The sequence below is a fragment of the Anaerolineales bacterium genome (assembly GCA_037382465.1).
Taxonomy (GTDB): domain Bacteria; phylum Chloroflexota; class Anaerolineae; order Anaerolineales; family E44-bin32; genus WVZH01.
In genome coordinates this window covers 1-17,389 of sequence record JARRPX010000054.1, presented here as the reverse complement: position 1 = coordinate 17,389, position 17,389 = coordinate 1, and the positions used below count along the sequence as shown (strand labels likewise).

The 17,389-nt window shown below is 57.7% G+C and carries 18 protein-coding genes and 1 tRNA gene; 12 read left to right on the top strand and 7 right to left on the bottom strand.

Going from position 1 to position 17,389, the window contains the following annotated elements:
• Positions 1-228: 228 nt before the first annotated feature.
• From P8Z34_12985 to P8Z34_12975, 3 genes are all read right to left on the bottom strand, one after another.
• The gene (locus tag P8Z34_12985; protein MEJ2551589.1) at positions 229-2,076 is read right to left on the bottom strand and encodes an alkaline phosphatase family protein; all 1,848 of its coding nucleotides are present in this window, start codon (positions 2,074-2,076) and stop codon (positions 229-231) included.
• 436 nt (positions 2,077-2,512) lie between these two features.
• Positions 2,513-3,100, bottom strand: a complete 588-nt coding sequence (locus tag P8Z34_12980; GenBank protein ID MEJ2551588.1) for a sulfotransferase domain-containing protein — start codon at positions 3,098-3,100, stop codon at positions 2,513-2,515.
• Positions 3,101-3,148: 48 nt separating this feature from the next.
• Positions 3,149-4,729 (bottom strand): M2 family metallopeptidase, encoded by a 1,581-nt coding sequence (locus P8Z34_12975; protein MEJ2551587.1) that lies wholly within the window; start codon positions 4,727-4,729, stop codon positions 3,149-3,151.
• A 287-nt stretch (positions 4,730-5,016) separates the two neighbouring features.
• On the opposite strand from P8Z34_12975, the gene P8Z34_12970 reads away from it, so the two are divergent.
• The 7 genes from P8Z34_12970 to P8Z34_12940 all read left to right on the top strand — a co-directional run bounded on the left by P8Z34_12970 (position 5,017) and on the right by P8Z34_12940 (position 11,889).
• Positions 5,017-5,982, top strand: coding sequence for a hypothetical protein (locus tag P8Z34_12970; protein ID MEJ2551586.1), 966 nt, complete (start codon positions 5,017-5,019; stop codon positions 5,980-5,982).
• An 87-nt stretch (positions 5,983-6,069) separates the two neighbouring features.
• Positions 6,070-7,008, top strand: a complete 939-nt coding sequence (locus P8Z34_12965) for a hypothetical protein (protein MEJ2551585.1) — start codon at positions 6,070-6,072, stop codon at positions 7,006-7,008.
• A gap of 221 nt (positions 7,009-7,229) precedes the next feature.
• Positions 7,230-8,468: a bifunctional phosphopantothenoylcysteine decarboxylase/phosphopantothenate--cysteine ligase CoaBC gene (gene coaBC, locus P8Z34_12960; protein MEJ2551584.1), complete on the top strand. Its 1,239-nt coding sequence runs from the start codon at positions 7,230-7,232 to the stop codon at positions 8,466-8,468.
• 94 nt (positions 8,469-8,562) lie between these two features.
• Entirely contained in the window at positions 8,563-9,378 is an 816-nt protein-coding gene (locus tag P8Z34_12955) for a DUF72 domain-containing protein (GenBank protein ID MEJ2551583.1), read from the top strand.
• Positions 9,379-9,700: 322 nt separating this feature from the next.
• Complete coding sequence (locus P8Z34_12950; GenBank protein MEJ2551582.1) at positions 9,701-10,186, top strand: adenosine-specific kinase; 486 nt, start codon at positions 9,701-9,703, stop codon at positions 10,184-10,186.
• A 126-nt stretch (positions 10,187-10,312) separates the two neighbouring features.
• On the top strand, positions 10,313-11,317 hold the full coding sequence (locus P8Z34_12945; protein MEJ2551581.1) for a P1 family peptidase: 1,005 nt from the start codon (positions 10,313-10,315) through the stop codon (positions 11,315-11,317).
• A 107-nt stretch (positions 11,318-11,424) separates the two neighbouring features.
• Positions 11,425-11,889 (top strand): polymer-forming cytoskeletal protein, encoded by a 465-nt coding sequence (locus P8Z34_12940; GenBank protein ID MEJ2551580.1) that lies wholly within the window; start codon positions 11,425-11,427, stop codon positions 11,887-11,889.
• Positions 11,890-11,917: 28 nt separating this feature from the next.
• On the opposite strand, the gene P8Z34_12935 is transcribed toward P8Z34_12940, so the two are convergent.
• Complete coding sequence (locus P8Z34_12935) at positions 11,918-12,403, bottom strand: DinB family protein (protein ID MEJ2551579.1); 486 nt, start codon at positions 12,401-12,403, stop codon at positions 11,918-11,920.
• 253 nt (positions 12,404-12,656) lie between these two features.
• On the opposite strand from P8Z34_12935, the gene P8Z34_12930 reads away from it, so the two are divergent.
• The 4 genes from P8Z34_12930 to P8Z34_12915 all read left to right on the top strand — a co-directional run bounded on the left by P8Z34_12930 (position 12,657) and on the right by P8Z34_12915 (position 14,718).
• The gene (locus tag P8Z34_12930; GenBank protein MEJ2551578.1) at positions 12,657-13,166 is read left to right on the top strand and encodes a glycine/sarcosine/betaine reductase selenoprotein B family protein; all 510 of its coding nucleotides are present in this window, start codon (positions 12,657-12,659) and stop codon (positions 13,164-13,166) included.
• Positions 13,167-13,184: 18 nt separating this feature from the next.
• On the top strand, positions 13,185-13,547 hold the full coding sequence (locus P8Z34_12925) for a hypothetical protein (protein MEJ2551577.1): 363 nt from the start codon (positions 13,185-13,187) through the stop codon (positions 13,545-13,547).
• A gap of 77 nt (positions 13,548-13,624) precedes the next feature.
• Complete coding sequence (locus P8Z34_12920) at positions 13,625-14,119, top strand: DinB family protein (protein ID MEJ2551576.1); 495 nt, start codon at positions 13,625-13,627, stop codon at positions 14,117-14,119.
• A 104-nt stretch (positions 14,120-14,223) separates the two neighbouring features.
• Positions 14,224-14,718, top strand: coding sequence for a PaaI family thioesterase (locus P8Z34_12915; protein ID MEJ2551575.1), 495 nt, complete (start codon positions 14,224-14,226; stop codon positions 14,716-14,718).
• 53 nt (positions 14,719-14,771) lie between these two features.
• On the opposite strand, the gene P8Z34_12910 is transcribed toward P8Z34_12915, so the two are convergent.
• From P8Z34_12910 to P8Z34_12900, 3 genes are all read right to left on the bottom strand, one after another.
• Positions 14,772-15,572 (bottom strand): hypothetical protein, encoded by an 801-nt coding sequence (locus tag P8Z34_12910; GenBank protein ID MEJ2551574.1) that lies wholly within the window; start codon positions 15,570-15,572, stop codon positions 14,772-14,774.
• Positions 15,569-15,955, bottom strand: coding sequence for a hypothetical protein (locus P8Z34_12905; protein MEJ2551573.1), 387 nt, complete (start codon positions 15,953-15,955; stop codon positions 15,569-15,571). Before P8Z34_12905 ends, P8Z34_12910 begins: the two co-directional genes overlap by 4 nt.
• 159 nt (positions 15,956-16,114) lie before the next feature.
• A tRNA-Leu gene (locus P8Z34_12900) sits at positions 16,115-16,199 on the bottom strand.
• 173 nt (positions 16,200-16,372) lie between these two features.
• Between P8Z34_12900 and P8Z34_12895 the strand changes: the two genes are divergently transcribed.
• Positions 16,373-17,389: DUF933 domain-containing protein (locus P8Z34_12895; protein MEJ2551572.1), on the top strand; the 1,017-nt coding region annotated here is incomplete at its 3' end.

Here is a 17,389-nt window from a genome sequence, read left to right as displayed (position 1 = left end):
CAGCGTTTGGGGATCAGCAACCCCAGGATCAAAATGCAGGCGAATACAAGAATGCTCTCGAAGAGCATGAAGGTCAGCGTGTAGGATACAACCGCGGCAAGTTCACTTTTCGTAAAGTGAAGCAGCCAGGAAGGGACATCGCGGAGCATGTTGGGGATCGCCCAGACATGGATCGGGAAGGAACAGGCCACGAAGATCTGGATCAATTCTTCTGACGAAAACCGATTCCTAAAGATAGCCAAGATCCTTGAGCCTTTCTTCCAGGGTTTCCCGATCCTCATCGCTCGTAGCCGGGGGCTGCGGCGCGGAGGTCGTTTCACGAGGTTGGAATTTTCCGCCGATGACCAGGTCGGGGACATCGGCGTACGAGGGGTTGGGGAACTGCTCCAGGCTCGTATTGGCAAACAGCACACCCGGCACGAGGCCCGGGTCGATGCAGTGGTCCGCCCCCCAATGATCGAGGTTCTTTTCGAGTGCGTGGGCTTCCCAATTCCCGAGTCCCGTCTGGCCCGATGCGCGGTATCCGGCGTTGAACCCCACGACGAGATCCGGGGCGAAGGGCGTGAGTGGGCCATGGAAGGCCTCCTCGCACGTCCACACCGTCCGCACGACCGGGCGGTTGTCGGGGCCTTTCCAGGAGAGCAAATCATCCTTGATCCGGGCTGTTAACGATGCCTGCTCGCTTTCTGTAACAATGCCGTCTTTCTCTCGTCCGGACCTGTTGAGATAAATACTCGACAGTCCTATCGCGTAAGCGCGTGTCTTCTGCCAGAGGACGTCTTGAAGTCCGCCTCGATCTTCGGCGCTTGAAGGGACCAGATAATCCTGCTCGATGAGCCGACGATTCAGGTGGACTTTGTAGTCGAAGCTGTTGAAACCGTGATCGGAAAGCGCCAGGATCCTTGCGTCTTTGTGGCCGTTCTTTTGGATTTGATCGACGATGCGGCCGAACAAGGCATCCAATTTCAGGTACCAGGATTCGACAACGTCCTCTCGATCTCGGCGGAACATGTGTTGGAGACGATCGAGAGAATCGAAGACGATGGCAAGAATGCCTTCTTCGAAATCTTGAATCTGACTCATGAATACTTTTTCGCGGGACTCGAGGATGGCATCACACAGATTCAAGAAGTGCTCGTCCTGAATGAAACCCTCGTCCAGTGCGGTCGTATCCTGCGGCCAGCCAAGGGTGTGAAACGGACCGATGTTTTTCCACAGTCCCTTGGCGAAACCACCCGGGTTGGCGTATGGCCACAAAGCTTTTTGGGGGTGGATCTGCAGCGGCAGGAAGTACAAACCCGGCCCGTGGGAATTTTCTGTCAGCAGTACCTGCGTGATCGCACGCACGGAAACGCCGAGGCGAAGCTTGAAGACGAGCTCGATAAACGGGCTCCAACGATTCTTCTGCAGTGGAATGATTTTCTTGTCGATTTGTAATCTGGCGTTGTCGTCGTCGATCCATTCGATCTCGAAGGCAAGTGAGGCTTGCTTATCGTTACTGTTCTTCGATTTGAGCAGCGGCCCTTTCAAGGAACCGTGTGCTTTTTGCTTGCCATCTTGCGCGAGGTTTTCTACGTTGGTCTTGGTTGTCTTGTCTGCGGGGTTCGGATCGAGCTGGAAGAAGGTTCCCACGCCCAAACGGCCCAGGATGTCCGGCGTGCCAAGCCCGGGGATCGTTCGTACAGGGGACTGCCTGCGGGCGGGAAATGTTGCCGGCCACCACAGTGTCGTAGCGGGGTACCCCATCTCTACGGCATGCTCGAAGACGGTGTAGGCGTTGTGTGGGGGAACGAACTGCACCCCGAGAGCCGATTTGCTCGTCGGCAACAAGGAAACGTGCAGGGCGTAATTGGCTGGGTTGCGGTGTACGAAATCGAAGAGTCCGTGTTCGCCCGGGTTCATGCCGGTAGCGATGCTGGTCCAGGACACTTCGCTCTGTGCGGGGTTGGCGACAGCTAATCGGGCGTATCCCTTGTTAGCGACGTACTCTCCCAGGTTTGGCAGTTTCCCTTGGCTGTGCAATCGTTCGAAAAAAGTGGGATCGAACGCATCGAATCCGATGATGATGGTTTTCATCTACAAGTAGTAGTGAGTCCCGGTTTTACTGATCCGGGGTTGAATCTGCGTCGGTATTTTCGAGTTCAACCGGGTTGTCGCTTCCCGCTTCTCGATATCGCCGCTTCATCCTCGACCAAAACATGCGAATCTTGCTTGAAAACACCAGGACCATACCTGAGATCGCCGCAAAGATAACCGCCAAGAGTTGAAAAATCTGGCCTCCGGTGTTCGGATCAATATACATGGTTGCACCTCTATCCTCGAATCGATACGAATGTGAATTCAAACAGGGTTCATGCGGAGCTGCTTCAAACTGGGCTGCCGTGTCTCCCGATTTGCTGGACTTATCGATTTGTGATCCCCGACATTATAAACCATGTCGAGGGTTGTTTGCAGTTCGATGGAGCGCGGACGTGATTCCGTGCGTCACGAAGGCGGTTGCGTAGGTCATGTCTCATTTGCGTTGACGGTATAGTTTGGGTTCGACGGTGTGGATCATCGAATCCAGATCGAGTGTGCGACCGAGGAATCGAGCGATCTCCTCGACATACGGCTGAGGATCGTGAACGATTTCTTTATACGGCATATCGATGCGCTCAATGTGATCTTGTTCTTGGAGCCACGCATTGATATCCCGCAAATGATTCTCGAGGATCGTCTTCATCTTCTCGTTATCGATCTTGTCGGGATTCTCGCCGCGGCGGACGATCATTTTTCGTTGTGACGCAAGCACCTCGTCGAGTTCGCGCTGCATGAAAATGATGCGATAGTGGAAGTCTTCGGGGAGCCTGGGAAGCAGATAGGAAATGATCTTGACGACTTTGCCTCGGGCGTTATTCACCCAGGCCGTCTCACCTTCCTTGAGCTGCTTCACCGTTTCGTATTCGTAGTAGCCGAGGGGATTGTCATCGTCCGCCTCGCGGATGCCATCGGTGAGAAGTTCGAGTCCACCGCTTGCGAGCATGTTCATCATCATCGACGTCCCGGAGCGGGGCAGTCCAGACACTACGATGATGGAGTCTGACAGGTCGGGTTTGGTCATCGGTTTCACCTTACCGGTTTTCTACTGGGGATCATACGTTTCCGGACGCTATTGGATGGAATCCACGAAGTATTTCGGGTTCAACGCCTCTCCGGTCACGCTTTCGACGTGACTTGCCCAATCCTGGCTGGCGCCGGGCCGGAAGTAGTTCTCGATCAACCACTGGCCGACCTCGGGCTGTCCCAGCCGGGCGCCCATCTGGCCGGTGATGAACGCCTGCAGTTGTGAGGTTACGAGATGGCCGATTTCGTAGCTGTGATAATAAACGGGGGTGAGGGCGATGTGGTACTTTGCAGCCCAGTCCGGAGCACTCCGATTTTCGGGACGCTGCAGCGCCTGGTATTTCTCGACCAGGTCCCACCACAATGTATTCAATACCCGGTCGGGATCGGCGTAGAGCGCACGCTCGAAATCCGTCATCACCAGCGCCCAGCGGGTGAAGACCAGCCGTTGGGCGCGCTGCTGTTCGACGGCGGCGGAAGACAAGCGCGCCGCTTCCTCGTCCTTGATCTTCAGCACGCTGCTCAGCCACGTGCGGTCGTAGGTCTGCGCTTGCATCAACAATGCGATGGCTTCCGTGGAGAGCGGGTGGGGCGGTGTCCTCAGGATCCACGGCATCTTGGGGTCGATGTGTTCGTCGTAAACGGCGTGGCCGAGTTCGTGAAGCAGAGTAGACGTCCAGCGGTGGGAAGGTTCCAGGTTGTTCAGCGTGCGTACATCACCTTCCCGATCGATGTCGATACAGAAGGCATGTTGGTCCTTGCCCTCACGAGGGTAAAGGTCGGAACGGTCGAGGATGCCGCGCACGTCGATATCCATTCCGTCGTAAGTCTCGAGGGCCAACTCGACGGGATCTCGATTCGCAAAATAGGGATCCAGCGGCACTTTGCTGAGCTCCGGCGCGCGCTGGAAGAAGCGATCCCCGTAATGCCAGGGCCGGAGATCTGCCTCGTCGATTGAGAAATGCTCGGCGCGGATCCGGTCTATCTCTTTCTTCAACAACAGGAACGGCTTTTGGCTGGCTTTTTCGAGTTCGGTGAAGAGCGCAGCCAAGTGCGCCTCTTCGATTTCGTTGAGGACCAGCGAGCGCTGGAAGTGATCGCGGAAACCCTGGGCCTGGGCGGATTTGTTGCGCAGATGCGCCAATTCGCGCACGTGGTCGGCGACTTCTTCTCCAATGCGCTTGCTCGCTTCCCAAACCTTGCGCACGGCGGCGGAATCGCGGCTTGTGCGGAGAATGTTTTCCACTTCGTTGTCGCTGATCGGTTTTCCGTCGACGAGGGCGCGAAAGTTATAAAAACTGCGTTGGGTTTCCGTCTCGAGATTGGTGATGGCTTCGATGGTCGCTTCGTCTTGCTGCGCTTTCGCGCTCGAGAGGTAGATCCGCTGCAGCGTACGACGCTGCAGCGGATCGTCCGTGGTGCTCGTTTCGTTTAGATTTTTTGCGGTTTCATACAATTGCGTGTCGGCCCAAAAACGCATCAACTCGGCTTTGGTGTCCTTCTCGCGCCGTGCCGCTTGTTCTGTGCCCGTCGTCGCGGACTGCCACATGGCGCCCGAGAATTGAATGTGAAGCGTGCGTACCTGTTCGGTGACTTCGCGAATGAAGGTTTCCGGATCTTCTGCCATGCCTGACTCCGTTCCGCGATTGATTCCAACGCAGTGATGAAGTATATCAGAGGATCAGATTGGGCGATTGCCCTGCCAGTCGGCCGGAAACGCCGTTCTTGGGCGCTTCTTTTGGAGGAGAAATCGATTTGCCGGCTACCCGGCTTAAGTCTATTATGGGGATGGAACTGCCCGAGATTCTGTGAAACGTCACAATCGTTGGATGCAATTCGTTATGTCCATAGAGACGACCGACGTCGCAAAGATGATTATCTCGCACGTGATCCAGTCGTATCAAGGAGGTTCTCATGAAAAGTTACCACCTTCGTAAATCTGCTGCAGCATGGATGTGCCTCGTTTTCCTGTTCCTCGCCAGTCTGTCCTGCGCTCTTCCCACCAATCAATCATCTGGCTCGGTGGAGGCCACACAACTGGCGCTCGAGGTGGAAGCCACGACCCTGGCGCTGCAGAAGGCCGTACTCACCCAGGCAGCGGAATCGCAGGAGGAATCGGCTGCTCCACCGGATTTGGAAGAGCCTGCGGTGGAAGAAGAGACAGCAGATACTACCCCCACATCTACGGTAGAGGCCGAGGAAGAATCTTCCGGGGCAGTGGAAGGCAGCCTGGAGCGCGCCTCGTACGATCCGGCTTATGGCTGGGGCGCCGGACATGACAGTGACAATTTCGACGGCGCGACAGGTAAGTTCCCGTCGAGCAGTGCGGGAGCAGCTACGGCCTGGTATGGAGACGGACGCTTCAATATCACCTTCACCTCGCGCAACCGCTGGACCTGGTATTGGTCGTTCATCGACGCCGCGGACTTCTACGCTGATTTTCTGGTCTACAACGGCGACCAGTGTGTTTCCGGTGATACGGCAGGTTTCGTATTTCGTGGTCATAAGGATGCCGATTATGGTTTGATGTTCGGCATCAGCTGCGGTGGGGAATACTTCATCGGATTCACCGCCGTTCCAGGCTCGGACGGCGTTATCTTCGATTTCTCAGAAGCCGGCGTCATTGATCCGACTGCTCGGACATTGTATCCGAGTGACCTGATCCAGCCTGGTCCGGGAGCGGTCAACCGGGTTGGCGTCATGGCACGCGGGGACGATATCGATTTTTACATCAACGGCAAATGGGTCGCCAATCGTTCTGTGGCGAACTATACCCCGGGTGTGTTTGTACATGGCAATTTTGCGCTCTACCTGGGAACGGCGCAGAAGCCGAACGCCAGCGTGAGTTTCGACGATTTCAATATCTGGTATCTGGATTGACGTGCATCGTCAATATCGTATTGCTGCGGTTGATTTGAATTACAAAGGGGAACAGGGACTCGGAAAGGGATGGGGATGCGTTCGAGCATGAACAAAATCCGCATCCCTTTGAGTTTATTGGCGCTGTTCATCGCATCCCTGGCATGCAGCCTGCCGTCCGAACGGTTGGCCGAATCGATCGCTTCGACCCAGACGGCGCTTGAAGTGCAGGCGACGACGCTGGCGCTGGAGCAAGCCAGACTCACCCAGGATGCTGAACTGCAGGCCGATTCGCCTCACCCCACCGTCACGGTCACGGCGCAAGCGGAGATCGAAAACACGGCGACGCCTACGGATGATGACACTGGCGATAGCGAGGAAGGGGCTGCGGGGAGCCTGGAACGCGCCGCTTTCGATCCAGCCTTCGGCTGGGGAGCGCCTCAGGATGGGGACGATTTCGATGGCGGTTCGGGGAAATTCCCCACCAATTCTGCAGGTGCGGCGAACGCCTGGTATGAAGACGGCCGTTATAGAATTACCTTCACCTCGCGGGGTCTATGGACCTGGTATTGGTCGTTCATCGACGCCGAGGACTTCTACGTCGATTTTCTGATATTCAACGGTGAACAGTGCGTTCCGGGCGATACCGCCGGCATCGTATTTCGAGGAGACAAGGCTGCAGATCGCGGCCTGATGTTCGGAATCAGCTGCGGTGGGGAGTACTTCGTCGGGAAAACCTATTGGCCCCCGACCGATAGCCCGGTGTGTTCCTGGCTTGGGGGAGCGCTGATCGACTGCGATCGCAGAGCGTTGACGGGTAGTGAATTGATCCAAAGCGGCGCGGGGGCGGTCAACCGCATCGGCGTCATGGTGAAGGGCACGGACGTCGATTTCTACATCAACGGGAAGTGGGTGGATAACCGCTCGATTCCTGCGGGCTGGTATGAGAGCGTTCATGGGCAGTTTGCACTCTACCTGGGAAGCGCACAGAAGCCGGACGCTGGTGTGAGTTTCGATGATTTCAGCGTTTGGTACCTCGACGAATAGCGCCGGGCGACATGCGTGCGGCAGAGTTCCCGGACGGCCTCGCAGCGGTGTGTTTGCTCATTGAAAGATGGCTGCGATCATGGCTCGGCAGAACAAATTAAATTCCTGATTCCCACCGCCACCGTCCCCAACGGGGTTGGTTCATTGTACAATGGTTGCAGGATCATTTTCTCCCGATACATGCCGGGAAGCGCGAAGCGTTCGTAAACGAGGTCGATGATATGCAGCAGAACGATGGGATCCCGGTTTTAAAGGATCGTCACCTTCTATTAGGCGTGACGGGCTCGATCGCGGCCTATAAGGCCGTAGATCTGGCTTCCAGACTGACGAAGGCGGGCGTCGTCGTGGACGTCATCCTGACACGGGCGGCGCAGCGCTTCGTCACCCCGCTGACGTTTCAATCCGTGACCGGGAGGCGGGCGTACACGGACGACGACCTGTGGGGCAGCGAAGCGCACGTGATTCACATCGGTCTGACGCACGAGATCGACTTATGCATTCTGGCGCCGGCGACGGCGAACAGCCTGGCTAAATTGGCTCACGGGCAAGCAGACAATTTCCTCACCCTTTCGGCGTTGGCCGCAGCCTGCCCGTTAGCCGTCGCACCGGCCATGGATGCCGGGATGTTCTCCAACGCGGCGACACAGGCGAATCTCGCGACCCTGGAAGAAAGAGAAGTGCATATTCTCGGGCCCGCCGAAGGCCGTATGGCCTCAGGGTTGGTCGGCAAAGGCCGCATGCTGGAGCCGGAGGAAATTTTCGGCTGCGTGCGCTTCATTCTCGGACAGAGTGGAGAGCTACGAGGGCGGACCGTCGTCGTGACGGCCGGCGGCACCCAGGAACCAATCGATCCGGTGCGCGTGATCGCCAACCGTTCCTCCGGCAAACAAGGCTTTGCCCTGGCACAAGCAGCGATCGATCGCGGCGCGAAGACGATCCTCATCAGCGCGCCAGCCATGCTGCCAACGCCGGTCGGCGCCGAGCGTATCGATGTCGATACTGCAGAGGAAATGCGCCAGGCGGTATTGGAACGAACCGAGCGCGCCGACGTGCTGCTCATGGCTGCGGCGGTGGCCGATTTCCGGCCAAACCGCTCCGTCGATGAGAAGCTCAAACGCAGAGAGGGAGCGCCCGAAGTGAAGTTGGAACCCACGGATGACATCCTTGCGCTCGTGTCGGCGCAGCGCAAGAAGCGCAAAAAGCCGACCGTGATTGTGGGTTTCGCTGCGGAGAGTCAGGATCTGGTCGACAACGCGCGGGCGAAGCTGCAGCAGAAGGGCCTGGACCTGATCGCCGCCAACGACATAACGGCTGTCGATGCGGGTTTCGGTGTGGACACCAACCGTGTAACTGTGTTGACCAAAGACGGCGACCCGATAGAGTTGCCCGTAATGAGTAAGTCCCAGGTTGCTGAGTACATCCTGGGTCACGTGGTGAAATTGCTGGCCTCGGCGGATTGAGAATCTTCGCATTCAAGCCGCGGATTTCACGGTCGTCCTGCGTCAAAATATCAATATTCAGCACCCCTCACAAGAATGTGATCTAATTTTCATTATGGAAGGTCGAACGGGGAATCTGTATTTAGGCACGCAGGGTTTTTCATTCAATGACTGGGTGGGTCCTTTCTATCCCGAGGGAACCTCCCCGCGAGCCTATTTGGAGACCTACGCCCGTCAATTTTCGACGGTGGAGATCGATTCCACGTTTTACGGTGTACCCCGAGCGACGACGATACACGGCTGGTATCAGCGCACACCAGCGGACTTTAAATTTTCGGCGAAATTCCCCAAATTGATCACGCACGATAAAAAACTCGAAGGTGCGCTTGGAGACGCGCAGGCGTTCGTCGGGAGCATGCAGGCTCTGAAGGAAAAGTTGGCCGTGCTCACCCTGCAATTTGCCTACGACTTCACACCCGAATTCTTCGATCGATTGGACAGCTTCCTGGGGGATCTGCCGGCTGGCCCGCGCTACGCCGTGGAGGTGCGCAACCGTAAGTGGCTGACGCCGGCGTTTCGTGAGATGCTCGCCGGTCACAGCGCGGCGCTCGTGCTGCAAGATTTACATTACATGCCGCGGCTGGATTGGGTCACGGCGGATTTCAGCGTGATTCGCTGGTTGGGTAGACGGGAGGACATTCAGGTCTTCGACCGCATCCAGATCGATCGGACGAAGGTGCTCGAAACCTGGGCCGATATCGTGGCCGGTTTTCTGGACGCCGGTATGGATGTGTACGGTTTCTTCAACAACCATTTTGCGGGCCACAGCCCTGCGAGCGTGCGTCAATTCGCCGCGATTCTCAATCGGCCACTTCATCCACCGCGATCTGCTGGCCCGGATCGACAGTTGGACCTCGAGCTTGATAAATAATTGAGCTGCACGACGTGTCTCGATACGATCGAGAGTCCGTCGGCCGGATTGAACATGAACGAATGGAGTGCAATTTCCACACCCCCGTTCTTTCGCATCGCAGTAAGCCAGGCGCTTTTCTTTGGGCTTGGCACCCGTGGCGATTGCTGGCAGGTGTGTTATCTCCCGCTGTGATGTTGGCAACGCCGGACTGGATGCGTCGTCCGGGGCTGGTTTAGCTGAATTAGGGGCATAAAAAATGTGGTCTTCGTGCCTTCGCCTGGGTTACAATGAAGCAAGACTATGCATCTCATAGGTTGACTGCCAGGGAGGAGATGAGCGAATGGAATTGTTGACCGTCAAGATCGAAAAGCCCGAAGCGGTGAACGTGATTATCGGGCAATCCCATTTCATTAAAACAGTTGAGGACCTTCACGAAGCGCTGGTGGGCGCTGTGCCGGGGATTGAGTTCGGGCTGGCTTTCTGCGAATCGTCCGGACCGGCGCTCGTACGCATCAGCGGCACGGACGACGACCTGGTCGACCTGGCGAAGGAAAATGCGCTGGCGCTCTCCGCGGGGCACGTGTTCATTATATGTTTGGGGAACGTGTTCCCGGTCAACGTGCTCAATGCCGTGAAGGCCGTACCTGAAGTTTGCAGCGTTTTCTGCGCCACGGCGAATCCCGTGGAGGTGATCCTGGCGGAAAGCGAACAAGGGCGCGGCGTGTTGGGCGTAATCGATGGCGTTAAAAGCGCCGGCGTCGAAGGCGAGAAGGAAATCCAGGAACGCATGTCCCTGCTGCGCAGGTTTGGTTACAAGTTGGGATGAACGAATTTTCCCCATGCCGCGGATGACCGCTGCATGCGGGGAACAGGTTGACGGCGTCGGGATGGCGAAGCGCGGTTCGGTCCGAATGCCGGGCTCGATCCTGACTGCGGGAGTTAGGGGTGTCGCATGAAGTTCAAAGATTCGATCACCGATGTGCCGGGAATCATGGTCGGCCATGCGGACGACGCACAGGCATTGACCGGATGCACGGTGCTGCTATGCACGGACGGCGCCGTCGGCGGAGTAGATCAACGCGGCGGCGCGCCGGGCACGCGTGAGACGGATTTATTGCACCCGTCCCATCTGGTGGAGAAAATCCACGCCATCTTGCTCGCCGGGGGCTCGGCCTACGGCCTGGATGCCGCGGGGGGCGTGATGCGCTATCTCGAGGAACGCGACATCGGGCACGACACGATGGTCGCCAAGGTGCCGATCGTGCCCGCAGCAATTCTCTTCGATCTGGGCCTGGGACAATCGAACGTCCGACCGGATGCCGAGATGGGGTATCTGGCCTGCAAGAACGCCACGCACGATCGCATGCAGGAGGGAAACGCCGGTGCGGGTATGGGAGCCAGTGTGGGGAAGATCCTGGGCATGGCGGGTGCGATGAAGAGCGGAATCGGAACGGCAAGCGCGGATCTGGGCGGCGGCATCGTCGTTGGCGCGCTCATGGCCGTCAATGCGCTCGGGGACGTCGTCGATCCGCAGACGGGGAACATTCTGGCGGGTGCTCGTCCGGCGAAAGTGGGACCGATCGCGATCGGGGGCGGAGGCCCTTTCGCCGATACGCTTGCGGTCATGAAGGGCATGGTGGGCAAGACCGCCTTACGCTTTGCCGCGAGAAGCAACACGGTAATCGGTGTCGTGGCTACGAACGCGCAGTTGGATAAGGAAGAAGTGAACAAAGTGGCGCAGATGGCGCAGGACGGCGTCGCGCGTACGGTGCGGCCTGCGCATACGATGTACGACGGGGATACGATCTTCGCTCTCGCCACCGGCAAGAAGGGAGCGGACGTCAATCTCGTCGGCGCTTACGGCGCCGAGGTCGTCGCCCGGGCGATCACGAACGCCGTGCTGAGAGCCGAGAGCGCAGCTGGTGTGCCCGCCGCAGGGGATATCCATTCGCCGTAAATCTATAATTCTGTGCTTTGGCAGCCGGGCAATTCATGCGGCTGCCGGCACATTGACATCCATTCCCGGAGCGAGTATGCTCCCATTCGAACGACGCTGGAGGTCGAATGTTTCGTAGAACGAGCGACATGCCTGCCGAAACCCAGCCGGTGCCCGAGCGGGTGGACTCCGTGCTCGGGCCAGGAATCATTTGGCAAGGGCAGATCTCCGGCACGGGCGGGGTGCGCATCGAGGGGGTTTTCGATGGGGATATTTCCCTGCAAGGATTGGTCGTGGTCGGAGAAGGGGGCCGTGTGACTTGCGAACACATCCGCGCCGTGACGGTGGTCGTCGCCGGCTCCGTCAAGGGGGACATCACTGCCCGCAAGGTCGAGATCACGCGCAACGGCCGCATCTGGGGGGACGTCGTCACCACTTCATTTTCGACGGAAGAAGGCGCCTTTCTGCGGGGCAAGATCACCATGGAAGAGGAAATCGATCTCGGTTTTAAGGGCGAATCGGAGCAGGAAGAAACGCAAGAGGCGCTCGATGAAGGCCAGGCGGCTTCGGAAGCGGCGGTGGAAGAATCGTAGAGTCGACCGATTTAGCTTCTCAACGCAGCTACACAACCTTGTCGTTCGTGCCGGCCAATTGGCGCAGCAGTTCTGTTTGCCCCGTGTGGTAGGTATCGTGGAAGTACAAGCCGAAGATTTCCTTCCCAATCGTGACGGTGGGATTTTCTATATCGATCGCTTTCGAGAGATCTTCCGGGGTGGCGCGCTGCAGACCGGTCGAGATGTGCTCTTGCGCCGATCGCAGACGGGCCAGCAAATCGGCCAGCTCGAGATTTTCCTCGCTGTCCTCCGTGATCGGATCGGAATTGGTTTCGTAGTGTTTCTTTTCTTCCGTCGAGAGTGTGGGCTTTTCTCCCAGGAGATGTAAAACGCGATCCCGCCCGACGAGGATGTGCCCGAGAACCCAGTTCAGGCAGTTACCGCGAAAAGGAGGCTGCCGCAGACTGTCCTCGTGCTCGAGCCCGTCACACTGTCTTCGGATGAGAGAAAGATTGAGGGCAAAACCGTCGATCAGCTGTTCCTTGTTGACCATCGGGCGCTCCAGTCAGCACACGGGTACCACGATTGTACGAAAGTGGATACAATTCGTCAATATTGGCAGACTCAACTCGATCTTCCCGGATCGCATGCCTTTGCGATGGAAACTGACTCCGGGTTTCAAAGATTCTTGATAATCCGGTCGTTGCCTTTAGAATAGGGATGAATCCGGCCTGCGGGAATGTAGTCGATCAAACCCGAAGGCAAATGACCCGCAAGGTTCACACGGATGGCAGTGGGAGGATTGTATGCCGGTCGATAGTTTTAGATATTTGCCTCGAATCATTGCAGCGTTTTATAAGGCGACCGAGCGTGAGCCGGAACTGCCCATTCCCTGGACGCCGCTGCCGCGACCTGTGGAAGAATGTATCTTCGGGCTGGTAACCTCGGGGGGCCTCTATCGCTCCGGCAGCGAGCCTCCTTTCGACATCGAACGAGAAAGGAAAGAGCCCACCTGGGGAGATCCGACGTTCCGCACGATTCCGACAGACGTCGATCTGCGTGAGATACGCATCAGCCATCTGCACATCAATCAAGAGATGGTGCTCGAGGATATCAACGTTCTCCTGCCCATCGACCGCATGCGTGAATTGGTGCGGGCGGAAGAGATCGGCGGGCTGGCGGAGTTTGCCTATTCGTTCATGGGTTTCCAGGGGTATCCACCGGACGCCAGTGCGTGGCGTGAGGTCTACGGTCCAAATGTCGCCGATCGACTGCTCTCCGAGGGGGTCCAGTGTGTGCTGCTCACACCGACTTGACCGGATTGTGCGATCAACATGCCCGTGTTGGCACGCACACTCGAGGACGCCGGTTTGTGCACGATCCTGGTGACGATGATGCCGTTCTGGGCGGAGAAAATCGGGGTGCCTCGGACGCTGGCGGTCGAATTTCCATTTGGCCAGACCCTGGGCCGGGCGCACGATGCAGCGCAGCAAATGCGCGTGCTTCGCCAGTGCCTGGAAATTCTGGCAAACGCCGATCGCCCGGGCGAGATCGTACATTCGTCCGAGTCCTGGCCGCAGCCCGTAGAAGAAGCACAGAGACTCTGGCAGCCGAGCCAGCCATCACCCATCATCGCAGAATTGGGGCCGCACATCCGTGAAATCCTGCGCGAGCGCCGGCGGAGAAAAGCGGAGTAGGCGCCAATCGACGAGCGTTCCTGTTTTAGATATTTCGGATTACTTTCCGATACGAGGCGGAGAGCATGGAAGAGAAAATGAACAAAAGCAAACTGCTGGAATCCATTCGGCAGGCGCATGCCAGGTTGGAGCAGACGGTTGCCGCAGTTCCGCAGAACCGCATGTTGGTTCCCGGAGTGGAAGGCGAGAATTCGGTGAAAGATCTTCTCTCTCACATCAGCACCTGGGAGCGGCGCATGATCGTTTGGCTGAAAGAATCGCTTCAAGACCGCGAACCCGAAATGCTGCCCTCCGGGATGACGTGGGACGACCTGGATCGCTGGAACGCTGAAACTTTCGAACAGCAGCGCGGTTTGGAATTGGAAAGAGTGCTGAAAGAGTTCCGCGCTTCCTACGCTGAAGCCCTCCGAATCGTCGAAGATATCGATGAACAGATGCTGCTCGATCCCGACCGTTTCCCATGGCGGGACGGGCACCCTCTTTGGGAGATGATCTCCGCGAACATGGATTGGCATTACCCGGAACACGAAAAATCTATCCGGACCTGGCTCGAGACCGTTGAGAAAAAGTAACATCAAGGATTGCAGCGTTCGAAATCGTGGATTGGCGTTTCGGTCCTGCACGGATGAGTTGTCGTCCTTATATATGAGCTAAGCGTGCACGAGGAGAATTGCACATGCCAGAGAAGGCGTTTCAGGATTACTACCGTGAGGAATACAGCCACTGCTACGGCTGTGGTCGTTTGAACGGCTACGGCCTTCAGATCAAGAGTCATTGGGAAGGGGATGAGACCGTGATGCGTTTCATTCCGGAACCCTACCACATCGCCTTTCCCGGATATGTTTACGGGGGATTGATCGCCTCCCTAATCGACTGCCACAGCACGGGTTCGGCGGCCGCAGCGGCCTACCGCGCCGAGGGGCGTCCCATGGATTCGGATCCACCGCTCCGCTTCCTGACCGCCGCATTACACGTCGATTATCTTCGCCCGACGCCGCTGGGCGTAGAGTTGGAGATTCGCAGCAAGATCAAGGAGATCAAAGGCAGAAAGGTGATCGTCACTTCCGATCTCTATGCGGAAGGCGAAGTTTGTGCGCGCGGAGAAGTGGTGGCCGTTCAGGTGCCGGAACATCTGCTTCCCGACGTGTCCGGCTCGAACGCCGGCCTCTAACCAGCGGGCGGAGAGGGATGGCCCGTGACGAAAGACGTCACGAGTGGCGAAGATCAGTTTTCTGCAGCGGGCTGTTGAAAGGTGAGCAACCAAGAGCCGGGGAACGTCTCGCCGTCTTCGCCTGCGCATTCCTCGGCAAACAGTCCGGTCACGGGGATGTCCGCATCCACCAACTGCAAGGTGTAAGAAACACCGACCTGCATGGTGAAATCCGCGTAGCCGATCCCGAGTTCCGGTTTCAATCCGGTGAAGAAATGATCTTCGCCCTCATCCCAGATGACGAACGCTTCGATCCCGGGGACGGGTTGGCCGGCGGCGTCGATGACTTCGATCTGGATCAGCGGTGCTTTTAGATCTAAATCGCATACCAACTCCTTTTCGACCATTTCGAAGGGCGCACCGGGCGTTGCTGTGGGCGTATTCGTACGCGGCAGCCGGGTGATGGTGGCAGTTCGCGTGGGCGTTGCCGGAGTCGGGGAACTTGCTCCCTGCGTGGAAGGTGTGGTTGCAATGGGAGCCGGGCTTTCGCCAAGCGCAGCCGCCAGCAGGGCGAGCGCACGCACCTCCCGTTCGGGCCGGCCTGCGGCGAAGCGCGTCTGGGCGAGTTGGCTGAGCGTGCTTGCGTAATCGGGATCGGGAATCTGGGCCAGGCGTGACCGTGCGTGCTCGAGGTCGTTCGTACTGGCGTATGCGAGGGCGATCAAACTGTAATAATCCGCTTTGTATTCGTCCCGCAGCGCGGCCGGTGCGGTTTCCAGGTACTCCACGGGATTGACCACCCAGGCGTAATAAACACCTGCGGCGATTCCCAGCAGTAGACCGATGACGAGTGGGAGCCATTTCCCTTTGTTCATGGTCCGCCAATCTCAGGTGAGGCTTGCAGATCGCGCAGTTGATTGGCGAGATGGTTGAGGACTTCCAATTCGGAACGAGGGCGATCGATGTCGATACTGTAGTCGATTGCATCGAGCACGATGTCGAGCGGGGGTTGCGAACCGAGTGCTGCCAGACGGATGAGCGCCGCATCGAGATCCCCGTCGCCGCTGTATGCTTCGGCCACCATCAGAACGTAGTCCGTTCGATAATCGACGCGCAGCGTGTTCGGTGTGGTATCGACGTATTCCACGGGCCGAATCACCCAGCCGTAGAGCAAGCCGAGAACGAGGCCGAGTGCGATACCGGCGATCAAACGAGTGAAGGTAGTGTTTTTCATCGCGTTGGCTGGATTTTGCCACATTGCGCCCGCATCTGCAACAACCGCCGTCGGACGCCGGAGAAGTGAGGGAAGGCGGCGAACTCGTTTTGCGGCGTGCGAACCAGACGTCACCAGCCTGCCCAGTCGCGCCCGACCCCAGCTTCGAGGTGAATTGCTGGGGTCGGCTATGCTATAATCGACTGGTGCCGAAGGTGGGAATCGAACCCACAATCCCGAAGGAACGCGAGTTTGAGTCGCGCGCGTCTGCCAGTTCCGCCACTTCGGCGTAAGGCAAGTATATTCAAACGACGGCGGCCGGTCAAGTTTTCATATTTACAATCACACAATCGAAGATTCTGCGGGGAGACCGGCCTTCATGATTCGCACCAGGCCCCGGTTCGTGGTTGATTATCGGACGAGGAACATGAAGAACAGCATACGTATTAAGGGGGAGGCGAGATGATTCGACTTGGCATCATCGGGCTGCCTTCGAGCGGCAAGACGACCATTTACAACATGCTCTCCGGCGCAGATCTTCCCGTCGGCCCATCGGGAGCTGCAGCGAGATTCGAAGTCCATACGGCAACCGTCGACGTGCCTGATTCCCGCCTCGATCGTTTGAGCGATTTGCTGAATCCAAACAAGAAGACCTACACCAAGGTCGTCTACGCGGACGTCGGCGGTTTTCAGGTGGAGGCCAGGTCCACGGAGCTGCCTGGTCCTGTGGTAAATCAATTGGAGCAGGTGGACGGTTTTCTCCACGTGGTGCGGGCGTTCGACGATCCGGCCGTTCCCCATCCTGCGGGCAGCGTCGATCCCGAGCGCGACATCACGACGCTGGAGACGGAATTCCTGCTGCACGATATGTTAATGGTGGAACGACGCCTCGAGCGTCTGGCGGAGGAACGCCAGAAAGGGGGGCGCGATCGAGCGGTCATCGACCGGGAGATGGCGCTGTTCGAACGGCTTGGGGCGGTACTCGAAGATGGTACGCCGTTGCGCGAGTACGAGATCAAGCCGGAGGAGAAGGAAGCCCTGTCGGGGTATGGCCTGCTCTCGGGAAAGCCGGTCTTGATCGTGGTCAATCAAGCCGAAGGCCAGGATGCCGCTCATATCGAATCCCATTCCGACCGTATGTGCGTGATGCAGTTGTACGGAAAGCTGGAAATGGAAATCGCACAGCTATCCAACGAAGAAGCCCGGGAATTTCTCGAAGAATACGGAATCCAGGAATCCGGCCGTGAGGCGATCGTGCGCACTTCGTTCGATTTACTCGATCTGCTTTCCTTTTTCACCGTAAACGAAAGCGAAGCGCGGGCATGGACGTTGGAACGCGGAAGCAGCGTGCTCGAAGCGGCGGCGAGCATACATTCGGACATGGCGCGCGGCTTCATCCGCGCAGAGGTAATCGCCTGGGATGCGTTGATTGAACTGGGCGGTTTGGCGCCTGCGAGGGCCGAGGGGAAATTGCGTTTG

Bases quoted from the DNA above. Each gene is read 5' to 3' on its own strand.
- P8Z34_12905 (MEJ2551573.1), bottom strand. From the start codon at position 15,955: ATGTGGCAAAATCCAGCCAACGCGATGAAAAACACTACCTTCACTCGT.
- P8Z34_12945 (MEJ2551581.1), top strand. From the start codon at position 10,313: ATGAAGTTCAAAGATTCGATCACCGATGTGCCGGGAATCATGGTCGGC.
- P8Z34_12975 (MEJ2551587.1), bottom strand. From the start codon at position 4,729: ATGGCAGAAGATCCGGAAACCTTCATTCGCGAAGTCACCGAACAGGTA.
- P8Z34_12915 (MEJ2551575.1), top strand. From the start codon at position 14,224: ATGCCAGAGAAGGCGTTTCAGGATTACTACCGTGAGGAATACAGCCAC.
- P8Z34_12970 (MEJ2551586.1), top strand. From the start codon at position 5,017: ATGAAAAGTTACCACCTTCGTAAATCTGCTGCAGCATGGATGTGCCTC.
- P8Z34_12985 (MEJ2551589.1), bottom strand. From the start codon at position 2,076: ATGAAAACCATCATCATCGGATTCGATGCGTTCGATCCCACTTTTTTC.
- P8Z34_12965 (MEJ2551585.1), top strand. From the start codon at position 6,070: ATGAACAAAATCCGCATCCCTTTGAGTTTATTGGCGCTGTTCATCGCA.
- P8Z34_12935 (MEJ2551579.1), bottom strand. From the start codon at position 12,403: ATGGTCAACAAGGAACAGCTGATCGACGGTTTTGCCCTCAATCTTTCT.
- P8Z34_12910 (MEJ2551574.1), bottom strand. From the start codon at position 15,572: ATGAACAAAGGGAAATGGCTCCCACTCGTCATCGGTCTACTGCTGGGA.
- P8Z34_12940 (MEJ2551580.1), top strand. From the start codon at position 11,425: ATGTTTCGTAGAACGAGCGACATGCCTGCCGAAACCCAGCCGGTGCCC.
- coaBC (MEJ2551584.1), top strand. From the start codon at position 7,230: ATGCAGCAGAACGATGGGATCCCGGTTTTAAAGGATCGTCACCTTCTA.
- P8Z34_12920 (MEJ2551576.1), top strand. From the start codon at position 13,625: ATGAACAAAAGCAAACTGCTGGAATCCATTCGGCAGGCGCATGCCAGG.
- P8Z34_12925 (MEJ2551577.1), top strand. From the start codon at position 13,185: ATGCCCGTGTTGGCACGCACACTCGAGGACGCCGGTTTGTGCACGATC.
- P8Z34_12980 (MEJ2551588.1), bottom strand. From the start codon at position 3,100: ATGACCAAACCCGACCTGTCAGACTCCATCATCGTAGTGTCTGGACTG.
- P8Z34_12930 (MEJ2551578.1), top strand. From the start codon at position 12,657: ATGCCGGTCGATAGTTTTAGATATTTGCCTCGAATCATTGCAGCGTTT.
- P8Z34_12950 (MEJ2551582.1), top strand. From the start codon at position 9,701: ATGGAATTGTTGACCGTCAAGATCGAAAAGCCCGAAGCGGTGAACGTG.
- P8Z34_12955 (MEJ2551583.1), top strand. From the start codon at position 8,563: ATGGAAGGTCGAACGGGGAATCTGTATTTAGGCACGCAGGGTTTTTCA.